Annotated in this window: 22 protein-coding genes; 16 read left to right on the plus strand and 6 right to left on the minus strand. The window is 69.6% G+C overall.

All coding sequences use genetic code 11. The features are described 5' to 3' along the window. Positions 1-530 precede the first annotated feature (530 nt). A complete protein-coding gene (locus tag ACT54X_RS25770; RefSeq protein ID WP_476349442.1) occupies positions 531-3,497 on the minus strand; it encodes a DNA topoisomerase III in 2,967 nt (988 codons plus the stop codon). 188 nt (positions 3,498-3,685) lie between these two features. On the opposite strand from ACT54X_RS25770, the gene ACT54X_RS25775 reads away from it, so the two are divergent. The 3 genes from ACT54X_RS25775 to ACT54X_RS25785 are packed head-to-tail and all read left to right on the plus strand — an operon-like array spanning position 3,686 to position 5,407. Further along, positions 3,686-4,360: an SET domain-containing protein gene (locus tag ACT54X_RS25775; RefSeq protein WP_476349443.1), complete on the plus strand. Its 675-nt coding sequence runs from the start codon at positions 3,686-3,688 to the stop codon at positions 4,358-4,360. Beyond that, complete coding sequence (locus tag ACT54X_RS25780; protein WP_476349445.1) at positions 4,360-5,169, plus strand: biotin--[acetyl-CoA-carboxylase] ligase; 810 nt, start codon at positions 4,360-4,362, stop codon at positions 5,167-5,169. Before ACT54X_RS25775 ends, ACT54X_RS25780 begins: the two co-directional genes overlap by 1 nt. A 7-nt stretch (positions 5,170-5,176) precedes the next feature. Further along, positions 5,177-5,407: a sporulation protein gene (locus ACT54X_RS25785; RefSeq protein WP_354321577.1), complete on the plus strand. Its 231-nt coding sequence runs from the start codon at positions 5,177-5,179 to the stop codon at positions 5,405-5,407. Positions 5,408-5,473: 66 nt separating this feature from the next. Here ACT54X_RS25785 and ACT54X_RS25790 read toward each other — a convergent pair whose 3' ends face one another. From ACT54X_RS25790 to ACT54X_RS25800, 3 genes are all read right to left on the minus strand, one after another. Further along, positions 5,474-7,006 (minus strand): sensor histidine kinase N-terminal domain-containing protein, encoded by a 1,533-nt coding sequence (locus ACT54X_RS25790; protein ID WP_476349447.1) that lies wholly within the window; start codon positions 7,004-7,006, stop codon positions 5,474-5,476. Positions 7,007-7,109: 103 nt separating this feature from the next. Continuing rightward, positions 7,110-7,784 carry a response regulator transcription factor gene (locus tag ACT54X_RS25795; protein ID WP_076507056.1) on the minus strand — a complete coding sequence of 225 codons (675 nt, stop codon included), beginning with the start codon at positions 7,782-7,784 and terminating at the stop codon, positions 7,110-7,112. A gap of 26 nt (positions 7,785-7,810) precedes the next feature. Beyond that, positions 7,811-8,290 carry a MarR family winged helix-turn-helix transcriptional regulator gene (locus tag ACT54X_RS25800; RefSeq protein ID WP_476349450.1) on the minus strand — a complete coding sequence of 160 codons (480 nt, stop codon included), beginning with the start codon at positions 8,288-8,290 and terminating at the stop codon, positions 7,811-7,813. A 127-nt stretch (positions 8,291-8,417) separates the two neighbouring features. On the opposite strand from ACT54X_RS25800, the gene recA reads away from it, so the two are divergent. Further along, complete coding sequence (gene recA / locus ACT54X_RS25805) at positions 8,418-9,473, plus strand: recombinase RecA (RefSeq protein ID WP_294378852.1); 1,056 nt, start codon at positions 8,418-8,420, stop codon at positions 9,471-9,473. A 168-nt stretch (positions 9,474-9,641) separates the two neighbouring features. Next, positions 9,642-10,097, plus strand: a complete 456-nt coding sequence (gene recX / locus ACT54X_RS25810) for a recombination regulator RecX (protein ID WP_294378873.1) — start codon at positions 9,642-9,644, stop codon at positions 10,095-10,097. Between the two features lie 96 nt (positions 10,098-10,193). On the opposite strand, the gene ACT54X_RS25815 is transcribed toward recX, so the two are convergent. Next, positions 10,194-12,305, minus strand: a complete 2,112-nt coding sequence (locus ACT54X_RS25815; protein ID WP_294378854.1) for a carboxypeptidase regulatory-like domain-containing protein — start codon at positions 12,303-12,305, stop codon at positions 10,194-10,196. Between the two features lie 356 nt (positions 12,306-12,661). On the opposite strand from ACT54X_RS25815, the gene ACT54X_RS25820 reads away from it, so the two are divergent. The 8 genes from ACT54X_RS25820 to ACT54X_RS25855 all read left to right on the plus strand — a co-directional run bounded on the left by ACT54X_RS25820 (position 12,662) and on the right by ACT54X_RS25855 (position 22,256). Continuing rightward, on the plus strand, positions 12,662-13,600 hold the full coding sequence (locus ACT54X_RS25820) for a MurR/RpiR family transcriptional regulator (protein WP_294378856.1): 939 nt from the start codon (positions 12,662-12,664) through the stop codon (positions 13,598-13,600). Then, a complete protein-coding gene (locus ACT54X_RS25825) occupies positions 13,597-14,571 on the plus strand; it encodes an isoaspartyl peptidase/L-asparaginase family protein (protein ID WP_476349452.1) in 975 nt (324 codons plus the stop codon). Before ACT54X_RS25820 ends, ACT54X_RS25825 begins: the two co-directional genes overlap by 4 nt. Positions 14,572-14,577: 6 nt before the next feature. Then, complete coding sequence (locus ACT54X_RS25830) at positions 14,578-16,467, plus strand: dipeptide ABC transporter ATP-binding protein (protein WP_476349454.1); 1,890 nt, start codon at positions 14,578-14,580, stop codon at positions 16,465-16,467. 54 nt (positions 16,468-16,521) lie between these two features. Then, positions 16,522-18,069: a glutathione ABC transporter substrate-binding protein GsiB gene (gene gsiB / locus ACT54X_RS25835; protein WP_294378862.1), complete on the plus strand. Its 1,548-nt coding sequence runs from the start codon at positions 16,522-16,524 to the stop codon at positions 18,067-18,069. Between the two features lie 246 nt (positions 18,070-18,315). Next, positions 18,316-19,239: a glutathione ABC transporter permease GsiC gene (gsiC, locus tag ACT54X_RS25840; protein WP_114801611.1), complete on the plus strand. Its 924-nt coding sequence runs from the start codon at positions 18,316-18,318 to the stop codon at positions 19,237-19,239. A 38-nt stretch (positions 19,240-19,277) separates the two neighbouring features. Next, complete coding sequence (gsiD, locus tag ACT54X_RS25845; RefSeq protein ID WP_294378864.1) at positions 19,278-20,201, plus strand: glutathione ABC transporter permease GsiD; 924 nt, start codon at positions 19,278-19,280, stop codon at positions 20,199-20,201. Positions 20,202-20,269: 68 nt separating this feature from the next. Continuing rightward, positions 20,270-21,346, plus strand: coding sequence for a P1 family peptidase (locus ACT54X_RS25850; RefSeq protein ID WP_294378874.1), 1,077 nt, complete (start codon positions 20,270-20,272; stop codon positions 21,344-21,346). A 76-nt stretch (positions 21,347-21,422) separates the two neighbouring features. Then, positions 21,423-22,256 carry a M55 family metallopeptidase gene (locus tag ACT54X_RS25855; RefSeq protein ID WP_294378866.1) on the plus strand — a complete coding sequence of 278 codons (834 nt, stop codon included), beginning with the start codon at positions 21,423-21,425 and terminating at the stop codon, positions 22,254-22,256. A 5-nt stretch (positions 22,257-22,261) separates the two neighbouring features. Here the strand turns inward: ACT54X_RS25855 and argC are convergent, their stop codons facing one another. Next, the gene (gene argC / locus ACT54X_RS25860) at positions 22,262-23,185 is read right to left on the minus strand and encodes an N-acetyl-gamma-glutamyl-phosphate reductase (protein WP_294378868.1); all 924 of its coding nucleotides are present in this window, start codon (positions 23,183-23,185) and stop codon (positions 22,262-22,264) included. 191 nt (positions 23,186-23,376) lie between these two features. Between argC and sucC the strand changes: the two genes are divergently transcribed. From sucC to ACT54X_RS25875, 3 genes are all read left to right on the plus strand, one after another. Next, entirely contained in the window at positions 23,377-24,537 is a 1,161-nt protein-coding gene (gene sucC, locus ACT54X_RS25865; protein ID WP_114801612.1) for an ADP-forming succinate--CoA ligase subunit beta, read from the plus strand. 13 nt (positions 24,538-24,550) lie between these two features. Next, on the plus strand, positions 24,551-25,444 hold the full coding sequence (sucD, locus tag ACT54X_RS25870) for a succinate--CoA ligase subunit alpha (protein ID WP_076507033.1): 894 nt from the start codon (positions 24,551-24,553) through the stop codon (positions 25,442-25,444). Between the two features lie 184 nt (positions 25,445-25,628). Further along, entirely contained in the window at positions 25,629-26,321 is a 693-nt protein-coding gene (locus ACT54X_RS25875) for a TerC family protein (protein ID WP_294376495.1), read from the plus strand. The last annotated feature ends 3 nt before the right edge of the window (positions 26,322-26,324 follow it).

Here is a 26,324-nt window from a genome sequence, read left to right on the forward strand (position 1 = left end):
GATGTCCCTACATCCCGGCTCCTCGCCCTTTCTTACGGTTTGGTTGATGGAAACCAAACCATACAAGCCTGTCGAAGCCTCGCGTGTCAGGGTTGTGATGACGCGGGCCAGAACGACTGGGCCTTTGCGCCGCGCGCCGCTCTGCCCTTCGACAGGCTCAGGGCGAACGGATTTGCGGCGGGGGCGCAATCCCGGCCGTTCAGGCACAGCGTCCAGGCGGAGGATGACGGTGTGCGTGCGGAGGTGCCATTCGCGGCGCCGTGCAGTGCCCCAAGCACGTTGGTGGAGAGCGAGCACCCCTCCCGTGCCGCAAGTCGGTCAGCGCGAGCGTGCACCGGGAGCGCGCATGCCGGCGTCCTCCGCCGGGTTAGCGCCCATCCCACCCGCGCACCCCGCCCTGCCACGCACGCCACGCCACATCGCGCCACGCCACGATGCACGAACCACGAACCGCGGTCCAAAGCTCATGACGTACGCCGTCGAGAACCCGCCCCGGACAGACCGGGACAAGGGCCCGGAACTCTCCAACCTCAGCCTTCCAGGTTCTTCCCCACGATCCCGGCCAGATCGAACATCGACACCTGGTCGCGACCGAACAGCGGACGCAGCTTGTCGTCGGCGTTGATGGCGCGCTTGTCCTTGGCGTCCTGCAGGCCGTTGGCCTTGATGTAGTCCCACAGCTTCTTGATGACCTCGGGCCGGGCCACCGGCTCCGGACCGATCACCGCCGCGAGCGCCGCACTGGGCTGACGGCCCGCGGCGGCGCTGGTCTTGCGCGGGGCCTTGGGGGCAGCCGCCTTCTTGGCGGCCGGCGCCTTGGCCGCGGTCTTTGTCGCACTCTTTGCAGCCGCCTTTTTGGTAGCCGGCGCGCGGGCCGGCGCGGCCGAAGCCGTCTTGCGCGGCGGGAACTTGGAGGTGCGCGGCTCGAACTCGAACGTGACCTTGCCCTCTTCCGCATTCCAGGCCAGGAAGGCCTTGAACGACCGGCGCGTGCGCATGCTCACGAACTTGTCGAGCAGGTCCGTCTTGCCGGTGGCCAGCAGCTTGCGCATCTGCTCCTCTTCCACCGGCTGCTGCAGGATCACCTTGCCGGTCTTGAAGTCGCAGCTGGGCGTGGGATGGTCGGCCGTGGGCACCGAGCGCTCGCACACATAGTTGGCGCCCAGCTCGTGCACACCCGCACCGCACTTGGGGCAAGGGCCCAGCGAAGGCGCGGCGCCGAAGTCGATGATCTCGCCGGTCTCGGCCGGGTCCTTGCCGTCGTCGCCGAAGTCGAACTCCAGCTTCCAGTTGTTGTCCTCGTCGCTGTGCTTGAGCACGATCTCGGCCACGAAAGGCCAGCCGGCCTTGGAGCGGAAGCCTTCCAGCGGGCCGATGTGCTTGTTGGCCACCAACTGCTCGGCCTCGGTCAGCTCGAAGGTGCGGCCGGCGGGCGACTTGGTGAAGGAGAAGCCGCAGGCGTCCTGCCCGCTGCCCGACTTGCCGGTGCAGGCGAAGCGCCGGTAGTTCTCGCGCACGATGCCACCGCAGTTGGGGCAGGGTGCCGACAGCGTGGCGTAGTCGCCGGGCACAGTGTCGCGGTCGTATTCCTTGGCCTTGCGCACGATGTGCTCGGTCATGCGGGCGATCTCGCGCATGAACTCGTCGCGGCTCAGGTGGCCCTGCTCCATCTGCGCGAGCTTGTATTCCCACTCGCCGGTGAGCTCCGGCTTGGAAAGCTCTTCGACGCCCAGGCCGCGCAGCAGCGTCGTCAGCTGGAAGGCCTTGGCGGTGGGGATCAGCTCGCGGCCCTCGCGCAGCATGTACTTTTCGTTGAGCAGGCCTTCGATGATGGCGGCGCGGGTGGCCGGCGTGCCCAGGCCCTTCTCCTGCATGGCCTCGCGCAGCTCGTCGTCGTCCACCAGCTTGCCGGCGCCTTCCATGGCGCCCAGCAGCGTGGCTTCGCTGTAGCGCGCGGGCGGACGGGTCTTGAGGGCCTTGACGTCGGCGCTCTCGGTGTCGACCTGCTCGCCGGGCTTGACCGGCACCAGCGTCTTGCCGTCCTTGTCGTCGTCGTCCGTGGCGGCTTCCTTGCCGTAGATGGCCAGCCAGCCCGGCTTGACCAGCACCTTGCCGTCGGAGCGGAAGCTGTGCTTCCTGCCCGCGGCCTCCACCGTGCTGATGCGGGTCGTGACCTGGAATTCGGCGCTGGGGAAGAACACCGACAGAAAGCGCCGCACCACGAAGTCGTAGAGCTTCTGCTCAGCCTCCGACAGCCCGCTGGGCGCCTGCAGCGTGGGGATGATGGCGAAGTGGTCCGACACCTTGGCGTTGTCGAACACGCGCTTGGTGGGCTTGACGTAGTTCTGGTCGATGGCCTGCTGCGCGAAGGGCGCCAGGTGACGCATGCCGCTGTTGGCGAGCATGCTCATGGTGTCCTTCACCACGGGCAGGTAGTCCTCGGGCAGGGCGCGCGAGTCGGTCCGCGGATAGGTCAGCGCCTTGTGCCGCTCGTACAGCGACTGGGCCAGCGCCAGCGTGGTCTTGGCCGAGAAGCCGAAGCGGCTGTTGGCCTCCCGCTGCAGCGAGGTCAGGTCGAACAGCAGCGGGCTGGCCTGGGTGGTGGGCTTGCTCTCTTCGGTGACGGTGGCAGGCCGGCCGCGCACGGCCTCGGCGATGGCGCGGGCCTCGGCCGCGGTCCACAGGCGGTCGGCGCGCTGCTCGGGGTCGGGCTCACCATTGGGAAGCAGCGGCGCGTTGGCCTTCTTCCAGGCCGGGTCGAAGTACTTGCCCGGGTACTGGCCGGCCTGCGCCTGGAAGACGGCATGGATCTCCCAGTAGTCGCGGCTGACGAACTTGCGGATCTGTTCCTCGCGCTCGACCACGATGGACAGCGTGGGCGTCTGCACCCGGCCCACGGTGGTCAGGAAGAAGCCGCCGTCGCGCGAGTTGAAGGCCGTCATGGCCCGCGTGCCGTTGATGCCCACCAGCCAGTCGGCCTCGGAGCGCGAGCGGGCGGCGTCGGCCAGACCCTGCATCTCGCGCTCGGAGCGCAGGCGGTCGAAGCCGTCGCGGATGGCCTGCGGCGTCATCGACTGCAGCCAGAGCCGGCGGATCGGCTTGCCCAGCGGCTTGGCGCCGCCGGCGTACTGCTCGATCAGCCGGAAGATCAGCTCGCCCTCGCGGCCCGCGTCGCAGGCGTTGACCAGCTGCGTCACGTCCTTGCGGCGCGCGAGGCGCACCACGGCGTTGAGACGGCCCTTGGTCTTGTCCACGGGCTTGAGGTCGAAGTGCGGCGGGATCACCGGCAGGTGGGCGAAGCTCCACTTGCCGCGCTTGACGTCGTACTGCTCGGGGGCCTGGATTTCCACCAGGTGGCCCACGGCGCTGGTCACGACGTAGTTGTCGTTCTCGAAATGCTCGTCGTGCTTGTCGAACTTGCCGGACACGGGCGTGAGCGCGCGCACGATGTCCTGCGCCACCGACGGCTTTTCCGCTATCACCAAGGTCTTCGTCATCTGGAAATCTCTCATGGGCAAGAGCCGCCAGGGGCCCGGACGGACCGGCACCTTCGGGGACAAAACACCGGCGCCCACGATGGGCGGCGGCGGCCGGCGACGCGCCGGACGGCTCTCTATACTCTGCGCCTCTCGCGCACGTGCGCATGCGCGCACATGTGCACATCTCAAGCTATCAGAACTCGGCGATGCCCTCCAAATCCCCTTCTTCGCCCGCACCCACTGCCGGCCGCCGCATCCAGACACGGCGCTCCGGCGTGCATGGCAAGGGGGTGTTCGCGACGCAGGACATCGCCGCCGGCGAGCTGGTGATCGAGTACACCGGCGAGGTCATCAGCTGGAAGGAGGCGCTGCGGCGCCATCCGCACGACCCGGCCCAGCCCAACCACACCTTCTACTTCCACATCGATGACAAGCATGTGATCGATGGCAAGGTGCACGGCAATTCGGCCAAGTGGATCAACCACTCCTGCGGGCCCAATTGCGAGACCGAGGTCGAGGACGGCCGGGTGTTCATCCGGGCGCTGCGCGACATCGCCGCGGGCGAAGAGCTCAACTACGACTACGGCCTGGTGATCGACTCGCCGTACACGCCCGAGTTGCTGGCCGACTTCCCCTGCTGGTGCGGCTCGCCCGACTGCCGCGGCACGCTGCTTGCACCGCCGGAGGACGCCGAGGCCGTGCCCGGCAAGGGCGCCAGGAAGAAGGACAAGAAGGCGAAGAAGGCCAAGTCCGGCAAAAAGGCCGTCAAGGCCGTCAAGGCCGAAAAGTCCGCAAAGACGGCGAAGTCGGGCAAGAAGGCCACCAAGAAGGCGGATGCCGACGGCAAGGCCCGCAAGAAGAAGGCGAAGGACAAGGCCTGATGGCCGCCATGGCATCGGTCTGGCCCGTCGACGCGCTGCAGCAGGCCCTGGCCGCGCAGCTACCCAGCCTGAGCGTCGAGGTGGTGGACGAGATAGCCTCCACCAACACCGAGCTCATGCGCCGCGCCCGTGCCGGCGACACCCGCGCCGTGCTGCTGGTGGCCGAGCGCCAGACGGCTGGCCGCGGGCGCCTGGGCCGGCAATGGGAAAGCGGTGAGCCGCAGGCGCCTGCCGCCTCGCTCACCTTCTCGCTGTCCCTGCCGCTGACGCCGCGCAGCTGGTCGGGCCTGTCGCTGGCCGTGGGCGTGAGTGCCGCCGAGTCGCTCGATCCGCTCGGCACGGCCGGCGTACAGATCAAGTGGCCCAACGACCTGTGGGTGCAGGACCGCAAGCTGGCCGGCATCCTGATCGAGACCGCCTCCACCGGCCATGCCGCGGCGGGACCGCGGCAGGTGGTGATCGGCATCGGCATCAACATCGGCCCGCGGCCCGCCGACGCCATGCGCACGCCGCCGGCCTGGGTGCGCCAGTGGGCGCCGCAGGCCGAACCGGCCAGCGTGCTGCTGGCTCTGGCTCCGGCGCTGCTCGCCGAGGTGCTGCGCTTCGCCGACGAGGGGTTTGCGCCCGTCGCGCCGCGCTTTGCGGCGCGCGACGCCCTGCTGGGCCGCGACGTGCACCTGAGCGACGGCACCGCCGGCCATTGCGAAGGCGTGGCGCCGGGCGGCGAGCTGCGCATCGCCACCACTGCCGGCCTGCGGCTGGTCGATAGCGCCGAGGTCAGCGTGCGGCCCTTGGGCCAGGCCTTCTGAGCGGCCCATGGCCCTGCGCCTGATCGTCCTTGTCCTGCTGCTGGCCAACGCCGGCTACTTCCTGTGGGCCCGCGGCGACCTGGCAGGCTTTGGCCTGGTGCCCGCCAGCCTTCACGAGCGCGAACCGCAGCGCCTCAACACGCAGATCCGGCCCGAGCTGCTGGAGGTGCGACCCGCGCCGGCCGACGCCCCCGCGGCGCCGGCACCCGAACCCGCCAGCTCCTCGCCAGCGCGCTGAACGCAGGCTTCCAGCTTCAGAAGGCCGCGGAGCAGGCCATGCCAGGGCACCCGAGGAACTGGGGTGTCAACTCTCCAGCTCTGTGTCAAAGCGCACGGTGAAGCGCGTGCCCGGCGGATGCTGGCCCGGATGCGCCTCCTGCAGCAACACCTGCGCCCGGTGCTGGCCGGCGATCTCGCGCACGATCGGCAGGCCCAGGCCCGAGCCGTCGGCCTCGTTGCCCAGCACGCGGTAGAAGGGCTCGAACACCAGCTCGCGCTCGGCCTCGGGGATGCCGGGGCCGTTGTCTTCCACCTGCAGCAGCAGCACATGGCCGAACGGGTCGGCCAGCACGCGCGCCGTGATCACGCCGGGGCGCCCCGGCGTGGAACTCGTGTAGTTGATGGCGTTGTCCAGCAGGTTGCGGATCAGCTCGCGCAGCAGGGTGGGGTTGCCCGGCAGCGTCACGCCGGCCGCGCCGGGCTGGGCGCCGTCGTAGCCCAGGTCCAGGGACTTGTCCATGGCGCGCGGCAGCAACTCGCGCACGGCGTCGATGGTCAGCCGCGCCAGATCGCAGGGCTGGCGCGCCAGCACGCCGGCACCGCCCTCGGCCCGCGCCAGCGCCAGCAGCTGGTTGACGGTGTGTGTCGCGCGCATGCTGGCGCGGCCGATCTGCTTGAGCGACTGCTTGAGCTCGTCGGCGTTGGCGCCTTCGCGCTGGGCCAGGTCGGCCTGCATGCGCAGGCCGGCCAGCGGCGTCTTGAGCTGATGGGCCGCGTCGGCCAGGAAGCGCTTCTGCGTGCCGATGGAGTCGTGCAGCTTGGTCAGCAGCTCGTTGAGCGAGGACACCAACGGGGCCACCTCCAGCGGGATGGAAGTGGCGTCGATGGGCCGCAGGTCGTCGGGCTCGCGCTCACGGATGCGGTCTTCCACCACCGACAGCGGCTTGATGCCGCGGGCGAGCGCGATCCACAGCAGCATCACGCCCAGCGGCACCAGCGCGAACTGCGGCAGCAGCACGCCGGTGATGATCTCGCGCGCATGCGCGGCCTGGCGCGCGCGGGTCTCGGCCAGTTGCACCAGCAGCAGGCCGGCGCCGTCCGCGTCCTCGGGTTCGGTGATGGTCTCCGGCAAGTCCGACGCCCCTTCGGTGGCCAGCGCGATGCGGCCGGAGGGGGCCAGGCCCGCATTGCCCGGACGCACCCACAGGTGGGCGATGCGCACCTCGCGCCCCTGCATCTGGCCGTCGTCGATGTAGACCACGCCGGGCACGGGCGTCTGGGCCAGGTGCGGCCCGGGCAGCCCCCCGGTGCCGGCCAGCCGCCGGCCCTGGGCATCCAGCACCTGGAACCAGACGCGATCGTCCTCGCTGCCGCGCAGCACCTCGGTGACCAGGGGCGGCACGTCGGGCGCGCGGCCCTGGGCGGCGGCGCGCGCGGCTTCGGCGGCGATCAGCCGCACGCCGTGGGCCAGGGCCCGGTCGTAGGGCGCGTTGGCGATGCCCTGCGCCACCAGCCAGGTCAGGCCGATGCTCAGCAGGATGAGCACGATGGCCGGCGCCAGCAGCGAATCGAGGATCTCGCCGAAGAGGGAGTTCTGGGCGCGCTGGAAGAGCTTCATGCCGGGGTGTCGAAGGATGGCGTTCCCGCCGGTCGGGCCGCGGGCGGCGCGGTGGTCGACGGCATGCGACGCAGGCGGCGGACGCCTGTCGGTGCAGCCCGCATCAGCCGTCGATCTTTTCCAGGCAATAGCCCAGGCCGCGCACGGTGGCGATGCGGATCGGGCCCTTCTCGATCTTCTTGCGCAGCCGGTGCACGTAGACCTCGATGGCGTTGAAGCTCACCTCCTCGCCCCATTCGCACAGGTGCTCCACCAGCTGGTCCTTGCTGACCAGGCGGCCGGCGCGCTGCAGCAGCACCTCCAGCAGGCCGAGTTCGCGTGCCGACAGCTCGACCATCTTGCCGTCGATGGTGGCCACCCGGCCGGCCTGGTCGTAGACCAGCGGCCCGTGCCTGATGGCGTTGCTGGTGGCGCCCATGCCGCGGCGCGTGAGGGCGCGCACCCGCGCCTCCAGCTCCTGCAGCGAGAAGGGCTTGGCCATGTAGTCGTCGGCGCCATGGTCCAGGCCCTTGACGCGTTCCTCCACCGAATCGGCGGCGGTAAGCACCAGCACCGGCACCTGCGAGCCGCGTGCGCGCAGGCGCTTGAGCACCTCCAGCCCGTGCAGCTTGGGCAGGCCGAGGTCGAGGATCAGCAGGTCGAACTCGTTGTTGGTCATGAGCGCCGCATCGGCCTGCGGGCCGGTGGCCACATGGTCGACGGCCGCGCCCGAGGTGCGCAGGCTGCGCAGCAGGGCATCGGCAAGCACCTGGTCGTCTTCGGCGATGAGGATGCGCATGGGGGCTCTCTGGAGGGTGGCGGATTCTAGGAGCCGCAATACGCTTCGAGCCCCAGGGCAACCACGGTCGCGACCTCCTCGCCCACGCTGGCGCGGAACTCGGCCTCGGCCCGCGCGACGCAGCGGCGGAAGGCTTCCAGCCAGGCCAGGCCGTCGGCGGTGAAGACGATCCGCCGGGCCCGCGCGTCCAGCGGATCGGCCTCGCGCCGCACCAGGCCCCAGGCCTCGCACTGGTCCACCAGCGCGCCCATGGCCTGCTTGGTCATGCCGGCCGATTCGGCCAGTTCGCCCAGGCGCGAGCCGCCCCGCGCCAGGTGGCGGGTGATGTGGATGTGCGCCGCCGTCACCTGCTGGCGTGCCGCCAGGTTCGACAGCGCCAGCGGGACCTCCACGTCATGGGCCATCAGTTCGTAGACGCGGGCGTCGAAGCGTCGCACGGCATGACCGAGCAGGCGGCCGAGGTGGGTCTGGCGCCAGTCGTCATCCTTGGGCTCTTGAACGTCCATGCCAGATAGTAAGCCAAACTGACGAAAAAATGGCTTGGCAGAAAGATACTCGCCCCTACACTACTGTTCAAGCATCCAGCCTGTAGTTCGAGACAGGCACCCATCCACACACCTCAAGGAGTCACCCATGGACGCACCCGTCAAGGCCGCCAACAGCGAAAAGGCCAAGGCCCTGCAGGCCGCACTGGCCCAGATCGAGAAGCAGTTCGGCAAGGGCACCATCATGCGCCTGGGCGAGGGCGAGAAGATCGAGGACATCCAGGTCGTCTCCACCGGCTCGCTGGGCCTGGACATCGCGCTGGGCGTCGGTGGCCTGCCCCGCGGCCGCGTGATCGAGATCTACGGCCCGGAATCGTCCGGCAAGACCACGCTCACGCTGCAGGTCATCGCCGAGATGCAGAAGCAGGGCGGCCAGTGCGCCTTCGTGGATGCGGAGCATGCGCTGGACATCCAATATGCCCAGAAGCTGGGCGTGACCGTGTCGGACCTGCTGATCAGCCAGCCCGACACGGGCGAGCAGGCGCTCGAAATCGTCGACAGCCTGGTGCGCTCGGGCGCCGTGGACCTGATCGTGGTCGACTCGGTGGCCGCACTCACGCCCAAGGCCGAAATCGAGGGCGAGATGGGCGACAGCCTCCCCGGCCTGCAGGCCCGCCTGATGAGCCAGGCGCTGCGCAAGCTGACCGCCACGATCAAGAAGACCAACTGCATGGTCATCTTCATCAACCAGATCCGCATGAAGATCGGCGTGATGTTCGGCAGCCCCGAGACCACCACCGGCGGCAATGCGCTGAAGTTCTACGCCTCGGTGCGCCTGGACATCCGCCGCACCGGCACCATCAAGAAGGGCGACGAGGCCATCGGCAACGAGACCAAGGTCAAGGTGGTCAAGAACAAGGTGAGCCCGCCCTTCAAGACGGCCGAGTTCGACATCCTGTTCGGCGAAGGCATCAGCCGCGAGGGCGAGATCATCGACATGGGCGTCACGGCGCGCATCGTCGAGAAGTCGGGCGCCTGGTATGCCTACAACGGCGAGAAGATCGGCCAGGGCCGCGACAACGCCCGCGAGTTCCTGCGCGAGAACCCGGCCCTGGCCGTGGAGATCGAGAACAAGGTGCGCGAGAGCCTGGGCATCAGCCTGCTGCCCACCGACGGCGTGGTGGACGCGCCCGACGCGGAGTAAGCCGGCATGTGGAGGGCGTCCGGGCGCCCCCGCGCCCCGGACAGGCGCGCCCCGCAGGACGACACGCCGCCCGACCGCACCGCCGGCCTGCGCCAGGCCCGCGGCCCGCGGGCACCGGCCACGGACGGCGCGGCCGACGCGGAGGCTGCGCCTGCGCGCCGGCGGCCCGTGCTGTCACTCAAGGGCCGCGCCCTGCAGCTGCTCAGTCGCCGCGAGCATTCACGGCTGGAACTGGAGCGCAAGCTGGCCGCGCACGAGGCCGAGCCGGGCGAGCTGGCCCGGGTGCTTGACGAACTGCAGGCGCGCGGCTTCATCGACGAGCAGCGGGTGATCGATTCGCTGCTGCACCAGCGCGCCGGGCGGCTGGGCGCCAGCCGCCTGCGCCAGGAACTCGCCGCCAAGGGAGTGGACGCCGAGGCCGCCGCCCACGCGCTGGCCGGGCTGAAGGAATCCGAGCCCGAACGCGCCCGCGCCCTGTGGCTGCGGCGCTTCGGCGCGCCCCCGGCCGACGCCCGCGAGCGGGGCCGGCAGATGCGCTTCCTGATGGCGCGGGGCTTCTCGGCGGAGGTGGCGGCGCGCGCCATGCGCGCACCGCCCGACGAGGACGAGGCCGACGGGCGCTGAAGCCCCGGCACGGCGGCTGCCTCGGCGCCGCGCATCGGGACGCGGACGCGCCGCCAGACCGGCGCGCCCCGCCGCCCGCTCGGCGGGCAACCCGCCTCACTGCAGCTTGTAAAGCCCAATCAGCTTGCTCACACCCACCTGCCGCGCGTTGCGCGCGTAGAACTGCAGGCTGTTGATGGTGGTGCCCTGCGCATATTGCGTGGGATCGCCCGCATCGCAGTGCTTGTCGCCGACCGACTGGGACGAGCAGCCGATCACCACCGTGCGCTGAGTGCTTCGCACCGTGGCACTGTCGTTGAAGCGGTTGCCCTGCTGGCCGGCGACGGTGCTGCCGAAGGGCGCATAGCCGTAGACGGTGATCGAGGTCGGCGCCAGCGCGCCGGCAGGCACGATCCAGCCATCGGTGCCGCCGGTGGCACTGATGTCCACCACGTTGCGCTCGTTCTGCGAGGGCGCGCCGAACAGGACGTAGCCGGTCGCGGCCGTCTCGGCGACCAGCTCCGCGCGGCTGCTGTCGGGCAGCGAAGGCATCGGCAGCTGGCGCAACTCGCCGATGGTCAGGGCACGCGACAGGGTGCGGTAGCTCTGCTCCACCGAGGGCTTGCTGGTGTCGGCATGGAAGAAGGTCATCGTCCAGCGACCCTGGTTGCCATAGGCGCGGATGTCGTCCTCGCTGGCCTGCGGATCGACGAAATAAAGGCTCGCCTCGCGGTCGGCAGGATTGCCGGCCGTCGTGCTGGAGCCGTACTCGCCGCGCACGCGCAGCACCGAGGTGCCGGTCGGCGTGCCGTCGCCGCGCTGGATCACCAGGAAGGACAGCCCCGCCTGCGGCACATAGGTGAGCGTCTTGCCGCTGGGCGTGAGCACCTCGACCCGGCTGAAGACGGGATTGCCGCTGCCGTCGGTGCGGTTGTTGATGTTGATGTCGTAGCCCGTGCCGTAGGAGCTGTAGGCCGGCGAATTGAGCAGGTCGCGGTGCTGCGCGTAGGGCGTGACGCTGGCCGCGTAGTCGTAGCCGTTGCCCACCAGCTTGAGCGCGCCATCCACCTGGCGGACCGCCAGCGTGTCGAAATCGCTGTTGCCCTGGGCGTCTTCCCAGCGGTAGCTCAGCACCAGATCGCCATTGCCCCGCACGAAGGCCACGTTGCCCCGACCGAAGGTCATGCCGGTGGCGCCGCTGCGGAACAGGCTGGCCCAGGCGCCGTTGTTGTTCGCGTTGCGGCCCACGCGCTGGCCGCTCTGGTAATAGGTGGCCGGGTCGTCGCTCAGGAACAGCTGCCGGCAGGCCGGCGCCACCACGTCGGCCGCCCCGCCCACGGCCGCCCCGCTGTCGCTGGAGGCAGTGCCCACGCGCTGGGTCAGCGGCAGGGCATAGCAGGCCGTGATGCGCTGCATCAGCGCGGCCACCACATCGGGCGACGGCAGCTGCGCCACCTGCACGTTGGCGGGCAGCGCAGGAATCGCCGTGTCGCTGCTGCGGAAGCTGATCGCCACCGGCACGCCATCGGCCGTCTTGACCGTGATCTCGATGTTCGCCGCCGTGCCGTCGGCACGGCTGCTGACGCTGAGCGCGTCCAGCAGCTTGTCCTGACCGGTGCCATCGGCCACCAGCGTGTCGGTCAGCGGATTGGCGGCGCTCACGCCCAGTGCGGCCAGCACGGGCTGCAGCGCCGCGTTGAGCTGGGCGACCTGGAGGGCCAGGGCCTCGGCGGTGATCGGCGCGGGACTGGCCGTCAGGCTGTCCGGGTTGCCGTCGGGCGCCAGGCGCGAGACCACGACCGTGGTCAGCGGCGTGACGTTGGCCGTGCCTTCGACCTTCACCGCCGCGCTGTAGAGCACCTCGTCGTCGCGCGAGACGCGCACCAGCAGCGGCGCCTGCGTGCCCGCCGGCAGGACGCAGCTGTAGCCGCCCTGGGCCTGGGTCTCGGTCGAACAGACCACTTGGCCGCCCGCATCGGTCACCCGGACGACGGCACCCGCGAAGGGGGCGCCGGTGGCCGCCACACCCGTGAGGACGGTGGCGGCCGGGACGGGCGCAGGGGCCGGGGCCGGCGCAGCGCCATTGCCCGAGCTGGTGGGCAGCAGCGCGAAGCCACCCCCGCCTCCGCCGCCACCCCCGCAGGCGGACAGCGCGCAGACCAGGACGGTCGAGGCCAGCCACACGGGCCGGCGGGAAAAGGAAGGGAATTCGGACAGGGACACACCCATGGATCGGCTCCTCATTGAATGAACGATTGGTGATGGCGCGCGGCCGCGGAGGCGGCGCGCCGGCGGGCTCGGCCTTTGTAGGGATTCGGTCCGCAGGGGGCATCGCCAGAATTGGTGACGCGGGCGGGCGCTCCCATGAACGAGGGAGCCGGCGTCCACACATCGGCAAACAACGACACACAGCGAGGGGAAAGCGCAACGATCGCTGAAGTGCACCCGCACGCTGGCAGCCCAAGCGGCGTGCTCCGGCTCTGCAACCGCTGGTCCGAAGCTTGCTGCAGGCACACGAAAACGATCAAAAGTTTTCTTCGGATGCACCAAGCGTGTAAATTCGCTTTCAAATCCGCCCCATTTCCGTGCTCACCCGTTCTGTCCCCGCCTCGTCAGCGCCCCATGGCACCCATTCCGTCGCCCAGCGCATCGCGCAGGCGCGGCCGCAGCTGTCGCGCCTGCATCGGCAGGTGGCGGATGTGGTGCTGGCCCAGCCGCTGCAGGTGGCCACGCTCTCCATCGACGAGCTGGCGGCGCGCGCGGGCGTGTCGGTGGCCACGGCCAACCGCTTCGCGCGGGCGCTGGGTTTCGACGGCTACCCGGCCTTCCGGGCCGAGCTGGTGCACGGCTTCGAGGCGCTGCTGGCGCCGGTCGAACAGTTGCGCAGCCAGGTCGAGTCCGGCCCGGCCAGCGCGGCGGACGCGTTCGCCAGCGCGCTGGAGGAATGCCGCCAGAACATCGAGGGCACCCGCCAGGCACTCACGCCCCAGGCCTGCGAGGCCGCCGTGGCGCTGCTGCGCGAGGCACGCACCATCTACATCGCCGGCTACGGCGCCAGCGCGTGGCTGGGTGGGCTGCTCCAGCACGGGCTGGAAACCCATTGCGGCGACGTGCGCCTGCTGGCCAGTGCCGCGGGTGCCACCCACGCCGCGCGCGCACTGGCCCGCAGCACGCCGCAGGACCTGGTGGTGGCCATCAGTTTTCCCCGTTACCTGGCCGACACGGTCGCGCTGGCCGAACAGGCGCGCGCCCGCGGCACGCCGGTGCTCGCCATTACCGACCATGCGGCGTCGCCCCTGGCGCCGCTGGCCGACGTGGCTCTCTTCGCCCAGGCCCGTAGCCGCTTCCGTGCCAACTGCGAGAGCAGCGCCCTGGCGCTGATCGAGGCGCTGATCATTGCCCTGTCGCTGCAGAGCCGCGAAGCGCTGCAGGCCGTTCGCGGCACGGCCGAGGCCATCGCGCCGTGGATCTGGAACACCCGCACCGGCCGCCGCGGCGTCGACCCCAAGGACCTTTCCGCATGACCCTTCCCGCCCTCGCGCTGCACGGCGGCGCCGGCACCATCACGGCCGCCAGCCTGAGTGCCCAGGACGCCCTCGGCTACCACCAGGCACTGCACGACATCGCCACCGCCGCCCAGGCGCTGCTGCTGGACGGCGGCAGCGCGCTCGACGCCGTCTGCCTGGCCGTGCAGATGCTGGAGGACTGCCCGCTGTTCAACGCCGGCCACGGCGCCGTGTTCACGCATGCCGCCACGCACGAGCTGGACGCCGCCGTGATGGACGGCCGCGACCTGCGCGCGGGCGCCATCGCCGGCGTGAGCCGGCTGCGCAATCCGGTGCACACGGCGCGCGCCGTGATGGAGGACGGCGCCCATGTGCTGCTGGCCGGCGCCGGTGCCGAGGCCTTCGCGCAGGAGCGCGGGCTGGCCTTCGTCGACCCCAGCTACTTCTCCACGCCCATGCGGCGCGAGCAGCTGGCGCGCGTGCGCGACGCCGGCCGCGTGGTGCTGGACCACGACGGCGCCTCCGCCGTGGCCGAGGCTTCCGGGAAGCCGCGCACGCCGCTGGACGAGGACCGAAAGATGGGCACGGTCGGCGCCGTCGCTGTCGACCGGCACGGCCACCTGGCCGCCGCCACCTCCACCGGTGGCATGACCAACAAGCGCGTCGGCCGAATCGGCGACTCGCCGCTGATCGGCGCCGGCACCTATGCCGACGACCGCTATGCAGCGATCTCCTGCACCGGCAGTGGCGAGATGTTCATCCGCACCGCCGCCGCCTACGACGTCTGCGCGCGCATGCGCTATGCCGGCCAGTCGCTGGCCGACGCGGCTGACGCGGTGGTCCACCAGAGCCTGCCTGCCCTGGGCGGCACCGGCGGGCTGATCGCCGTGGACCGTCATGGAAACCTCGCCCTGCCCTTCAACACCGAGGGCATGTACCGTGCCTACGTGCGCGGCGCCGACGCGCCCGTCACCGCCATCCACCGCTGAATCCCCATGAGCACTGCCATTGCCGAGGCGCCCGCCGCCACCCGCGCGGGCGTCGCCCTTCCCGAAGGCCGCGTGCTGCAGGTCGACGACCTGAGCGTGCGCTTCGCCACGCGCGAGCGCACCGTCGATGCGGTCAAGCACCTGGGCTTCCACGTGGACCGCGGCGAGACGCTGGCCATCGTGGGCGAGTCGGGCTCGGGCAAGTCCGTCACCTCGCTGGCGCTGATGCGGCTGGTCGACTACGGCGGCGGCCACATCCTGAACGGGCGCATGGCCCTGCGCCGGCGCAATGGCGAGGTGCTGGACCTGGCACAGGCCTCGCAGGCGACGATGCGCGGCATCCGCGGCGCGGACATCGCCATGATCTTCCAGGAGCCGATGACCTCGCTCAACCCCGTCTTCACCGCCGGGGACCAGATCGCCGAGGCCATCGCCATCCACCAGGGCAAGAGCCAGACGGCCGCCCGCGCCGAGGCGCTGCGCATGCTGGAGCTGGTGCGCATCCCCGAGGCGCGCGAGGTGCTGCGCCGCTATCCGCACCAGCTGTCGGGCGGCATGCGCCAGCGCGTGATGATCGCCATGGCGCTGTCGTGCAAGCCGCAGCTGCTGATCGCCGACGAGCCGACGACGGCGCTGGACGTGACCATCCAGGCGCAGATCCTGGCCCTCATCGCCGAGCTGCAGCGCGAGATGCAGATGGGCGTGGTCTTCATCACGCACGACATGGGTGTGGTGGCCGAGGTGGCCGACCGCGTGCTGGTGATGTACCGCGGCGACAAGGTCGAGGAAGGCCCGGCGGCGCCGCTCTTCGCGGCGCCCGCCCATCCCTACACCCGCGCCCTGCTGTCGGCCGTGCCGCGGCTGGGCGCCATGCAGGGCACCGACCGGCCGGCGCCTTTCGAGCTGCTGCGCGTGGATGCGGCGGACGAGGCTGCTTCGCCCCGGCCCGAGCACGACACCGTGCGCCACGACGCCGAGCCCCTCCTGCAGGTGCGCGACCTGGTCACGCGCTTTGCGCTGCGCGGCGGCTGGCTGCAGCGCGTGACGCGCGAGGTGCATGCGGTGGAGAAGGTGAGCTTCGACCTGCGCGCCGGCGAGACGCTGGCGCTGGTGGGCGAATCGGGTTGCGGCAAGAGCACCACCGGCCGCTCGCTGCTGCGCCTGGTGGAGAGCCAGCGCGGCAGCATTCGCTTCGACGGCCGCGACGTGCTGGCGCTCAAGCCGGCCGAGGTGCAGGCGCTTCGGCGCGACATCCAGTTCATCTTCCAGGACCCGTATGCCTCGCTCGATCCGCGGCTGACCGTGGGCTTCTCGATCATGGAGCCGCTGCTGGTGCACGGCCTGGCCACGCGCGACGAGGCCCGCGCCCGCGTGGAGGCGCTGCTCACCCGCGTGGGCCTGGCGCCCGAGCATGCGCAGCGCTATCCGCACGAGTTCTCCGGCGGCCAGCGTCAGCGCATCGCCATCGCGCGGGCCCTGGCGCTGCAGCCCAAGGTGGTGGTGGCGGACGAGGCCGTGTCGGCGCTGGACGTGTCGATCCAGGCGCAGATCGTCAACCTGATGCTCGAGCTGCAGCGCGAGATGGGCATGGCCTACCTCTTCATCTCGCACGACATGGCGGTGGTGGAGCGCATCGCCCACCGTGTGGCCGTGATGTACCTGGGCCGCATCGTGGAGATCGGCCCGCGCCGCGCGGTGTTCGAGAACCCGCAGCATCCCTACACCCGCAAGCTGATGAGCGCGGTGCCGGTGGCCGACCCGTCGCGCCGCCACCAGCCGCGGGCGCTGCTGCAGGGCGAGATCCCGAGCCCCATCTTCCCGGCCGGCCATGAGCCCGACGTGCCGCCGCTGGTGCAGGTCGGCCCCGATCATTTCGTGGCGCCGCCGCAGGGCTGACGCCCGGTGCGCCTTTCCCTTTTCCGTCCCCCTCGTCTTCTGAAGGAGCTTCGCATGCAACAACAGCGTCCCCACCGCATCGCCGCCGCCCTGGCCCTGGCCGGGCTGGCGGGCTTCGCCGCCTCGGCCCACGCCGCCAAGGACATCGTCGTGGCCGTGCAGTCCAACTTCACCACCACCGACCCCTACGATGCCAACGACACGCTGTCGCAGGCGGTGGCCAAGTCCTTCTACCAGGGCCTGTTCGGCTTCGACAAGGACATGAAGATGCAGCCGGTGCTGGCCACCGGCTACACCGTCAGCAAGGACGGCCTGGTCTACACGGTCAAGCTCAAGACCGGCATCAAGTTCCACGACGGCACCGACTTCAACGCCGAGGCGGTGAAGGCCACCTTCGACCGCGTGACCAACCCGGACAACAAGCTCAAGCGCTACAACCTGTACAAGAACATCGCCAAGACCGAGGCGGTGGACCCGACCACGGTGCGCTTCACCCTGAAGGAAGCCTTCTCGCCCTTCATCAACTCGCTGGCCCATCCCTCGGCGGTGATCATCTCGCCGGCCGCGCTGGCCAAGTACGGCAGCAAGGGCATCGCGCAGAACCCGGTGGGCACGGGCCCGTTCAAGTTCGTGGAGTGGAAGTCCACCGACTACCTGAAGGTCGCCAAGTTCGACGGCTACTGGCGCAAGGGTTACCCCAAGATCGACTCGATCACCTGGCGTCCGGTGGTGGACAACAACACCCGCGCCGCGATGATGCAGACCAACGAGGCGCACTTCGCTTTCCCGATGCCGCCCGAAGCGGCTGCCACGCTGCAGGCCAAGCCCAGCCTGGAGGTGACGAGCGCCCCGTCGATCATCCAGCGCTACATCTCGATGAACGTGCAGCAGAAGCCCTTCGACAACCCGAAGGTGCGCGAGGCGATCAACTACGCGATCAACAAGGAAGCCCTGGCCAAGGTGGCGTTCTCGGGCTACGCGATCCCGGCCGAAGGCGTGCTGCCCAAGGGTGTGCAGTACAACACCAAGCTCGGCCCCTGGCCCTATGACCCGAAGAAGGCGCGCGAGCTGCTGAAGGAGGCGGGCTACCCCAACGGCTTCGAGAGCACGCTGTGGAGCGCCTACAACTACAGCACCGCGCAGAAGGTGATCCAGTTCGTGCAGCAGCAGCTGGCGCAGGTCGGCATCAAGGTGCAGGTGCAGGCGCTGGAGGCCGGCCAGCGCGTGGAGCGCGTGGAGAGCGCACAGGACCCGGCCACCGCGCCGGTGCGCATGTACTACGTGGGCTGGTCCTCCTCGACCGGCGAGGCCGACTGGGCGCTGCGCCCGCTGCTGGCCTCGGAGTCCTTCCCGCCCAAGCTGTTCAACACGGCCTACTACAAGAACGAGCAGGTCGATGCGGACATCCAGAAGGCGCTGGTGACCACCGACAACACCGAGAAGGCCAAGATCTACGCCGATGCGCAGCAACGCATCTGGAAGGACGCACCCTGGGCCTTCCTGGTGACCGAGCAGCTGCTGTCGGTGCGTGCGCGCAACCTGGCGGGCTTCTATGTGATTCCGGACGGCAGCTTCAACTTCGACGAAGTGGAACTCAAGTAACACCCCCGTTGCTTGAGCACAAGGCCCTCCCCGTTGCTTGCTCACTTCGTGTAGCTGCCTACCCCTCAAGGGGCGCACCCGGCAGCCCGGCAAAGCCGGTTCCGCGGGTGCACTGGCGGGGCCTGCTCCGCGGCCGCTTGATCTTTGAAAGTGCGCTTCAAGTGCCGCGGCGCGGTCCGCCGCCACCCGCGCCTTTCATCTGCCTGAGCCCGTACCGCGCTTCCTGCCTGAGCCACCTGTATCTCCATGCTCCACTACGTCGTCCGCCGCCTGTTCGGCCTTGCTCCCACGCTGCTGATCGTGGCCGTGCTGGTCTTTCTGTTCGTGCACCTGTTGCCCGGCGATCCGGCGCGGCTGGCCGCGGGCGTGGACGCAAGCCCGGAAACGGTGGAACTGGTGCGCCAGGACCTGGGTCTGGACAAGCCCCTGCCCCAGCAGTTCGTCGCCTTCTTCAACCGCCTGCTGCATGGCGACCTGGGCACCTCGCTGCGCACCAAGCGACCGGTGTCGGAAGAGATCGGCGCACGCTTCATGCCCACCTTCTGGCTGACGGTCACGAGCATGGTGTGGGCCACGCTGTTCGGCATGGCCATCGGCATCGCCTCGGCCGTGTGGCGCAACCAATGGCCCGACCGGCTGGGCATGGCCCTGGCCGTCTCGGGCATCTCCTTTCCGGCCTTCGCGCTGGGCATGCTGCTGATGCAGCTGTTCTCGGTGCAGCTGGGCTGGCTGCCCACCGTGGGCGCCGACTCGTGGCGCCACTACATCCTGCCTTCGCTCACGCTGGGCGCGGCCGTGGCGGCCGTGATGGCGCGATTCACCCGCGCCTCCTTCATCGAGGTGATCGGCGAGGACTTCGTGCGCACCGCCCGCGCCAAGGGCGTGCCCGAGTCGTGGATCCTGTTCAAGCACTGTCTGCGCAATGCGCTGATCCCGGTCGTGACCATGATGGGCCTGCAGTTCGGCTTCCTGCTGGGCGGCTCCATCGTGGTGGAGGCCGTCTTCAACTGGCCCGGCCTGGGCCGCCTGCTGGTGGACGCCGTGGACATGCGCGACTACCCGGTGATCCAGGCGCTGGTGCTGCTGTTCTCGCTGGAGTTCATCCTCATCAACCTGGTGGTGGACGTGCTCTACGGCCTCATCAACCCGGCCATCCGCTTCGGCAAGTGAGCCGGACTGCCGATCCCACGCAGGCTTCGCATCGCACCATGTCCTCCTCGTCCTCCCTTCCCGCCTCCGACACCTCGGCCGCGGCCGCCGCGGCCAGCGGCGCGCCGCTGGCGGTGCGCTCGCCCTGGTCCGAGTTCTGGCGCAAGTTCAAGCGCCAGCCGATGGCGCTGGCCGCCCTCGCCTTCATCGTGCTGCTGGTGGTGGTGGCCGTGCTGGCGCCGTGGATCTCGCCCTACGATGCCGAGAACTTCTTCGACTACGACCGGCTCAACACGCCACCCTCGGCCGCGCACTGGTTCGGCGTCGATCCGCTGGGTCGCGACATCTTCAGCCGCATCCTGATGGGCGCGCGCATCTCGCTGGCCACGGGCTTCGTCTCCGTCGCGCTGGGCGCGGTGGTGGGCACCGCCCTCGGCCTGGTGGCCGGCTTCTATGGCGGCTGGTGGGACCGGCTGATCATGCGCATGTGCGACGTGCTGTTCGCCTTCCCCGGCATCCTGCTGGCCATCGCGGTGGTGGCCATCCTGGGCAGCAGCATGACCAACGTGGTGGTCGCGGTGTCGGTGTTCAGCGTGCCGGCCTTCGCGCGGCTGGTGCGCGGCAACACGCTGGCGCTGAAGAACCTGACCTACATCGAGGCCACGCGCAGCATCGGCGCGGGCGATCTGACGATCCTGCTGCGCCACATCCTGCCCGGGACGCTGTCGGCCATCGTCGTGTACTTCACCATGCGCATGGGCACGTCGATCATCACGGCGGCCAGCCTGTCCTTCCTGGGCATGGGTGCGCAGCCGCCCACGCCCGAGTGGGGCGCGATGCTCAACGAGGCGCGGGCCGACATGGTCAACGCGCCGCATGTGGCGCTGTTCCCGTCGCTGGCCATCTTCTTCACGGTGCTGGCCTTCAACATGCTGGGCGACGGCCTGCGCGACGCGCTGGACCCGAAGATCGACCGGCTGTGAGCCTCCGTCCGGTCACGAACGAAGGCGCTCGCGTCTGCGCCACCGGCCAGCTGGCGCGCGGCCCGGTGCTGCCGCACATCGGCGCCCTGCCCGCGGGTGCCCGCAATGCCATCACCGACGTGGCCGGCGTCATGGTTGGCCATGCCACACTGGACGATCCAGAGCAGGAGGTGCACACCGGCGTCACGGTCGTGCGTCCGCATGCCGGCAGCCCCTACCTGCAGCGCGTGCCGGCCGGCGTGGCCGTGCTCAACGGCTTCGGCAAGAGCCTGGGGCTGATGCAGGTGGAAGAACTGGGCGTGCTGGAGTCGCCCATCGCCCTGACCAACACCTTTGCCGTCCCCGCCGTGGCCGAGGCACAGATGCGCCAGTGCATCGCGGCCCATCCCGAATGCGGCAGGGGCTGGCCCTCGCTGAATCCGCTGGTGCTGGAGTGCAACGACGGCTTCCTGAGCGACATGCAGCGCTTCGCCGTGGGTGAGGCCGACTACCTCGCCGCCTGGCAGGCCGCGACTACGGGCTTCGCGCAGGGCGCGGTGGGTGCGGGGCGCGGCATGTCGTGCCATGGGCTCAAGGGCGGCATCGGCAGCGCATCGCGGCGCATCGCCGACGAGACGGGCACGCTGCGCTGGACGGTCGGCGCGCTGGTGCTGAGCAACCAGGGACGGCCGGAGCAATTGCAGGTGGCAGGCCGGCCGCTTGGCGCCTGGCTGCAGCAGTCCGGCGCGCTGGCGCCGGCGACAGGCCCGGAGCGCGGCTCCATCCTGATGCTGCTGGCCACCGACGCGCCACTGGACGCGCGTCAGTTGCGCCGCCTGGCCCTGCGCGCCGGAGCCGGCCTGGCGCGTACCGGCTCGGTGTTCGGCCACGGCAGCGGGGACATCGCGCTGGCCTTGTCGACCGCCTACACGCTGCCGCAGCTTGCCGCCCAACCCATGCCGGCCGTCGCGCTGCTGCACGATGCGCGGCTCGACTCTTTCTTCCAGGCCGCGGCCGACAGCGTGGAGCAGGCCATCCTGTCCTCGCTGTGGCATGCGTCGACGCTGCGCGGCCGCGCGGGCCATGTGCGGCGCGGCCTGGGCGAACTGCTGGCCGACTGGCCGGCGGATGCGTTCACGCGTTCGCTGCTGCCGGTCTCGGCATGAGGCACGCATCCGCCCTTTCCTCCTGCCGACACCGCATCGGACGATGGTCGACTCCTTGCGCGAAGCGCCCGAACCCATGACCCACACCATCCTCATCTCCGTCGACATCGAAGGCGTCGCGGGCGTCTTCCATCCCGAGCAGACACGACCCGGCAACGGCGAGTACGAACGCGCCCGGCTCTGGATGACCGACGAGGCCAACGCCGCCATCGCCGGCGCCTTCGACGGCGGAGCCGAAGCCGTGGTGGTGAACGACTCGCACGGCAGCTTTCGCAACATGCCGGCGGCCAGGCTGGATCCGCGCGCCAGCATCGTGCAGGGCAAGCCGCGCTATCTGAGCATGGTCGCCGGCGCGGAACGGCCCGGCACCGCGGGCGTGTGCATGGTGGGTTACCACGCCCGCGCGCATGCGCCGGGCATCCTGGCCCACACCATCAACAGCGGCGCCTTCGCCGGCATCCGGATCAACGGCGAGTGGCAGAGCGAGGCCACGCTCTACGGCGCGCTGGCGGGCGAGTATGGCGTGCCCGTGCTCATGGCCAGCGGGGACGATGCCTTCATCGCGGAGACGACACCGCGGCTGCCCGGGACGGTCTTCGTGCAGACCAAGGAGGCGACGGGCATGAACAGCGGCGTCTCGCTGTCGTCCGAGGCCGCCTGCGCGGCCATCCGCGAAGGCGTGGCGCGCGCCGTGGCGACGGCCGCCGATGCCCGGCCCGCACCGCTGCGCGTGCCCGGGCCGCTGAACGTGGAACTGCACACCCAGACGCCGGCCCATGCCGACCTGTTCTGCCAGTGGCCCAGCTTCGAACGGGTGGACGGCACCGTGCTGCGCTTCGACGCCCCCACCATGGAGGCGGCGGTGCGCATGCTCAACTGCTGCTCGGCGATGGCGATGATGCTGCGCTGAGGGGCTCAGACCCCCAGCATCAGCCGCATGTTCTGCACCGCCGCCCCGCTCGCGCCCTTGCCCAGGTTGTCCAGGCGGGCGATGACGACGGCATGCCGATGGTCTTCGTTGGGGAAGACGCGGATCTCGAGGTCGTTGGTGTCGTTCAGCGCCTGCGGCTCCAGCTTGCCGTCTTCCGTCGGCGGCAGCACCTTCACGTACTGCTCGGGCGTGTTGCTCTTCGCGTAGTGGGCGGCCAGCGCGTCGTGCAGGTCGGCCGCCGTGGGCTTGCCGGGCAGCGCGTCCAGGTGCAGCGGCAGATTGACCAGCATGCCCTGGCGGAAGTTGCCCACCGAGGGGATGAACACCGGCCGCGCCGTGAGGCCGGTGCAGGCCATGATCTCAGGGATGTGCTTGTGCTTGAGGCCCAGCGCGTAGGTCTCGAAGGCCGGCGCGGTGCCCGCCTCGTAGGCCTCGATCATGGTGCGGCCGCCGCCCGAATAGCCGCTGACCGCGGGCAGCGCGATGGGATGGTCCTTGGGCAGCAGGCCGGAATCGACCAGCGGGCGCACGATGGCGATGGCGCCGGTGGCGTAGCAGCCGGGGTTGGCCACGCGCTCGGCGGCCTTCACCTTGGCGGCATGCCCCTCGGTGAGTTCAGGGAAGCCGTAGACCCAGCCCGGCGCCACGCGGTGCGCGGTGGAGGCGTCGATGATGCGGGGCTTGCGGCCGCCCAGGCCGTCGATCAGCGCCACGGATTCGCGGGCCGCATCGTCGTGCAGACAGAGGATGACCAGATCGACAGCCGCCATCAGGTCGCGCTTGGCGGCGGCGTCCTTGCGCAGTTCGGGGGCGATGCTAACGAGCTCGATGCCGGGCATGCCGGTGAGCCGTTCGCGGATCTGGAGGCCGGTGGTGCCGGCCTCGCCGTCGATGAAAACCTGGGTCATGGCGGGATCCTCGATGGGGTGTTCTCCCCATGGACAGTGGGAAGACTACGTGATCGCCACAACGGCGCGAGGCCGCCATGACGCGGCGCACCATGATACATTCGCGGGCTGCTCCGCCGCTCCCGGCCGGCCGGCTGGCGTGGCCTGCGGACAACAGCACCTCCCATCCTCCGTTCCGAGAGACTCTTTCCATGAAGATTCACGAGTACCAAGGCAAGGAACTCCTTGCCAAGTTCGGCGTGCCTGTGCCGCGCGGCATTCCGGCGTTCACCGTGCAAGAAGCGGTCGAGGCCGCACAGAAGCTGGGCGGCCCCGTGTGGGTGGTGAAGGCCCAGATCCACGCCGGCGGCCGCGGCAAGGGCGGCGGCGTGAAGGTCGCCAAGTCGATCGAGGACGTGAAGGCCCGCGCCACCGACATCCTCGGCATGCAGCTGGTCACGCACCAGACGGGCCCCGAAGGCCAGAAGGTCCGCCGCCTGTACATCGAAGACGGCGCCGACATCCAGAAGGAGTACTACCTCTCCGCCGTGACCGACCGCGGCACGCAGAAGGTGGCCTTCATCGCCTCCAGCGAAGGCGGCATGGACATCGAGGAAGTGGCGCACAGCACGCCCGAGAAGATCGTCAAGGTCTTCGTCGACCCGCTCACCGGCATGACCGACGAGCTGGCCAAGGAACTGGCCAAGGGCATCCAGCTGCCCGCCGACTCCGAAGCGCAGTTCATCGACGTCTGCAAGAAGCTCTACACCTGTTACATGGAGACGGACGCCTCGCTGGTCGAGATCAACCCGCTCAACCGTGACAGCAAGGGCAACATCATCGCCCTGGACGCCAAGTTCAACTTCGACGCCAACGCGCTGTTCCGCCATCCCGAGATCGTCGCCCTGCGCGACCTCGACGAGGAAGATCCCGCGGAAATCGAGGCCTCCAAGTTCGACCTGGCCTACATCAGCCTGGACGGCAACATCGGCTGTCTGGTGAACGGTGCCGGCCTGGCCATGGCCACCATGGACACCATCAAGCTGTTCGGCGGCGAGCCGGCCAACTTCCTGGACGTGGGCGGCGGCGCCACCCCCGAGAAGGTCACCGAGGCCTTCAAGATCATGCTGAAGAACAAGAACGTGAAGGCCATCCTGGTCAACATCTTCGGCGGCATCATGAAGTGCGACACCATCGCCACCGGCGTGATCACCGCCTGCAAGGCCGTGAACCTGTCCGTGCCGCTGGTCGTGCGCATGAAGGGCACGAACGAAGAGCTGGGCAAGAAGATGCTGGCCGAATCCGGCCTGCCGATCATCAGCGCAGACACCATGGCAGAAGCGGCCCAGAAGGTCGTGGCGGCCGTCAAGTAAGGAATCACCAGCCATGTCGATCTACATCAACAAGGACACCAAGGTCATCACCCAGGGCATCACGGGCAAGACCGGTCAGTTCCACACCGAGAAGTGCCAGGAATACGCGAATGGCAAGAACGCCTTCGTGGCCGGCGTGAACCCGAAGAAGGCCGGCGAGTCGATCTTCAACATCCCGATCTACGCCTCGGTCAAGGAAGCCGCCCAGCAGACGGGCGCAACCGTGTCGGTGATCTACGTGCCGCCGGCGGGCGCTGCCGCCGCCATCTGGGAAGCCGTCGAGGCCGACCTGGACCTGGCGATCTGCATCACGGAAGGCATCCCCGTCCGCGACATGCTCGAAGTGCGCAACAAGATGAAGGCCAAGGAAGCCAAGGGCGGCAAGAAGACGCTGCTGCTGGGCCCCAACTGCCCCGGCCTGATCACGCCCGACGAGATCAAGATCGGCATCATGCCCGGCCACATCCACAAGAAGGGCCGCATCGGCGTGGTCTCGCGCTCCGGCACGCTGACCTATGAAGCCGTGGCGCAGCTGTCCGAGCTGGGCATCGGCCAGTCGTCGGCCGTGGGCATCGGCGGCGACCCGATCAACGGCCTCAAGCACATCGACGTGATGCAGGCCTTCAACGACGATCCGGACACCGACGCGGTCATCATGATCGGCGAGATCGGCGGCCCGGACGAGGCCGAAGCAGCCCAATGGTGCAAGGCCAACATGAAGAAGCCGGTGGTCGGCTTCATCGCCGGCGTCACCGCCCCTCCCGGCAAGCGCATGGGCCATGCCGGCGCGCTGATCTCGGGCGGCGCCGACACGGCCGATGCCAAGCTCGCCATCATGGAAGAGTGCGGTTTCAAGGTCACGCGCAACCCGTCGGAGATGGGCCGCATCCTGAAGTCGCTGATCTGAACGGGTGACGGCGCGCCCAGCCGGTCGATCGATCCGGCGGGCGCCCGCATCCCAGGCGAAGCCAGAGGCGTCGAACGAACGCCGTGCCTTCAGCCACTCCATAAAAAAAGCCGGAGGGCGCCCGTGGTTGTCGGAGACCGCAGGCGCCCTTCATCAATTCACTACACCGTGGAGGTAGCAAGCCGTGGAGATTCTTTCCAACCCTGATCTGTGGATCGGTCTGCTCAAGATCATCTGGATCAACATCATTCTTTCGGGCGACAACGCCGTGGTGATCGCCCTGGCGGCGCGTGCCCTGCCGCCCGACCAGCAGAAGAAGGCCGTCATGCTCGGCTCGGCCGCGGCCGTCGTGCTGCGCATCGTGCTGACCATCGTGGCGGTCAAGCTCCTGTCCCTGCCCTACCTGCAGATCATCGGCGGCCTGCTGCTGCTGTGGATCGGCGTGCAGCTGCTCGGCGGCGAGGACGAGGGCGAGGAAGGCGGCGGCAAGCAGCATTCGACCCTGGCCAGCGCCGTGCGCACCATCCTGATCGCCGATCTCGTGATGAGCCTGGACAACGTGATCGCCGTGGCCGCGGCCGCCAACGGCAGCATGGTGCTGCTGGTGCTGGGCCTGGCCATCAGCATCCCCTTGGTGATCTTCGGCAGTTCGCTCATGATCAAGCTCATGAACCGCTTCCCGATCATCATCCTGCTGGGTGCAGCCCTGATCGGCTGGGTCGGCGGCGAGACGATGGCGAGCGACGTGTCGCTGCACGACGCCATGGCCGCCAATCCTGCGCTGCACTACGTGGCGGCCGCTGTCGGCGCCGTGCTCGTGGTGGCGATCGGCAAGCTGCTGGCCAGCCGCGGCCGGCAGCAGGCCGCGCAGCACTGAGCC

It is taken from the genome of Pseudacidovorax sp. DMC4, from assembly GCF_056314265.1.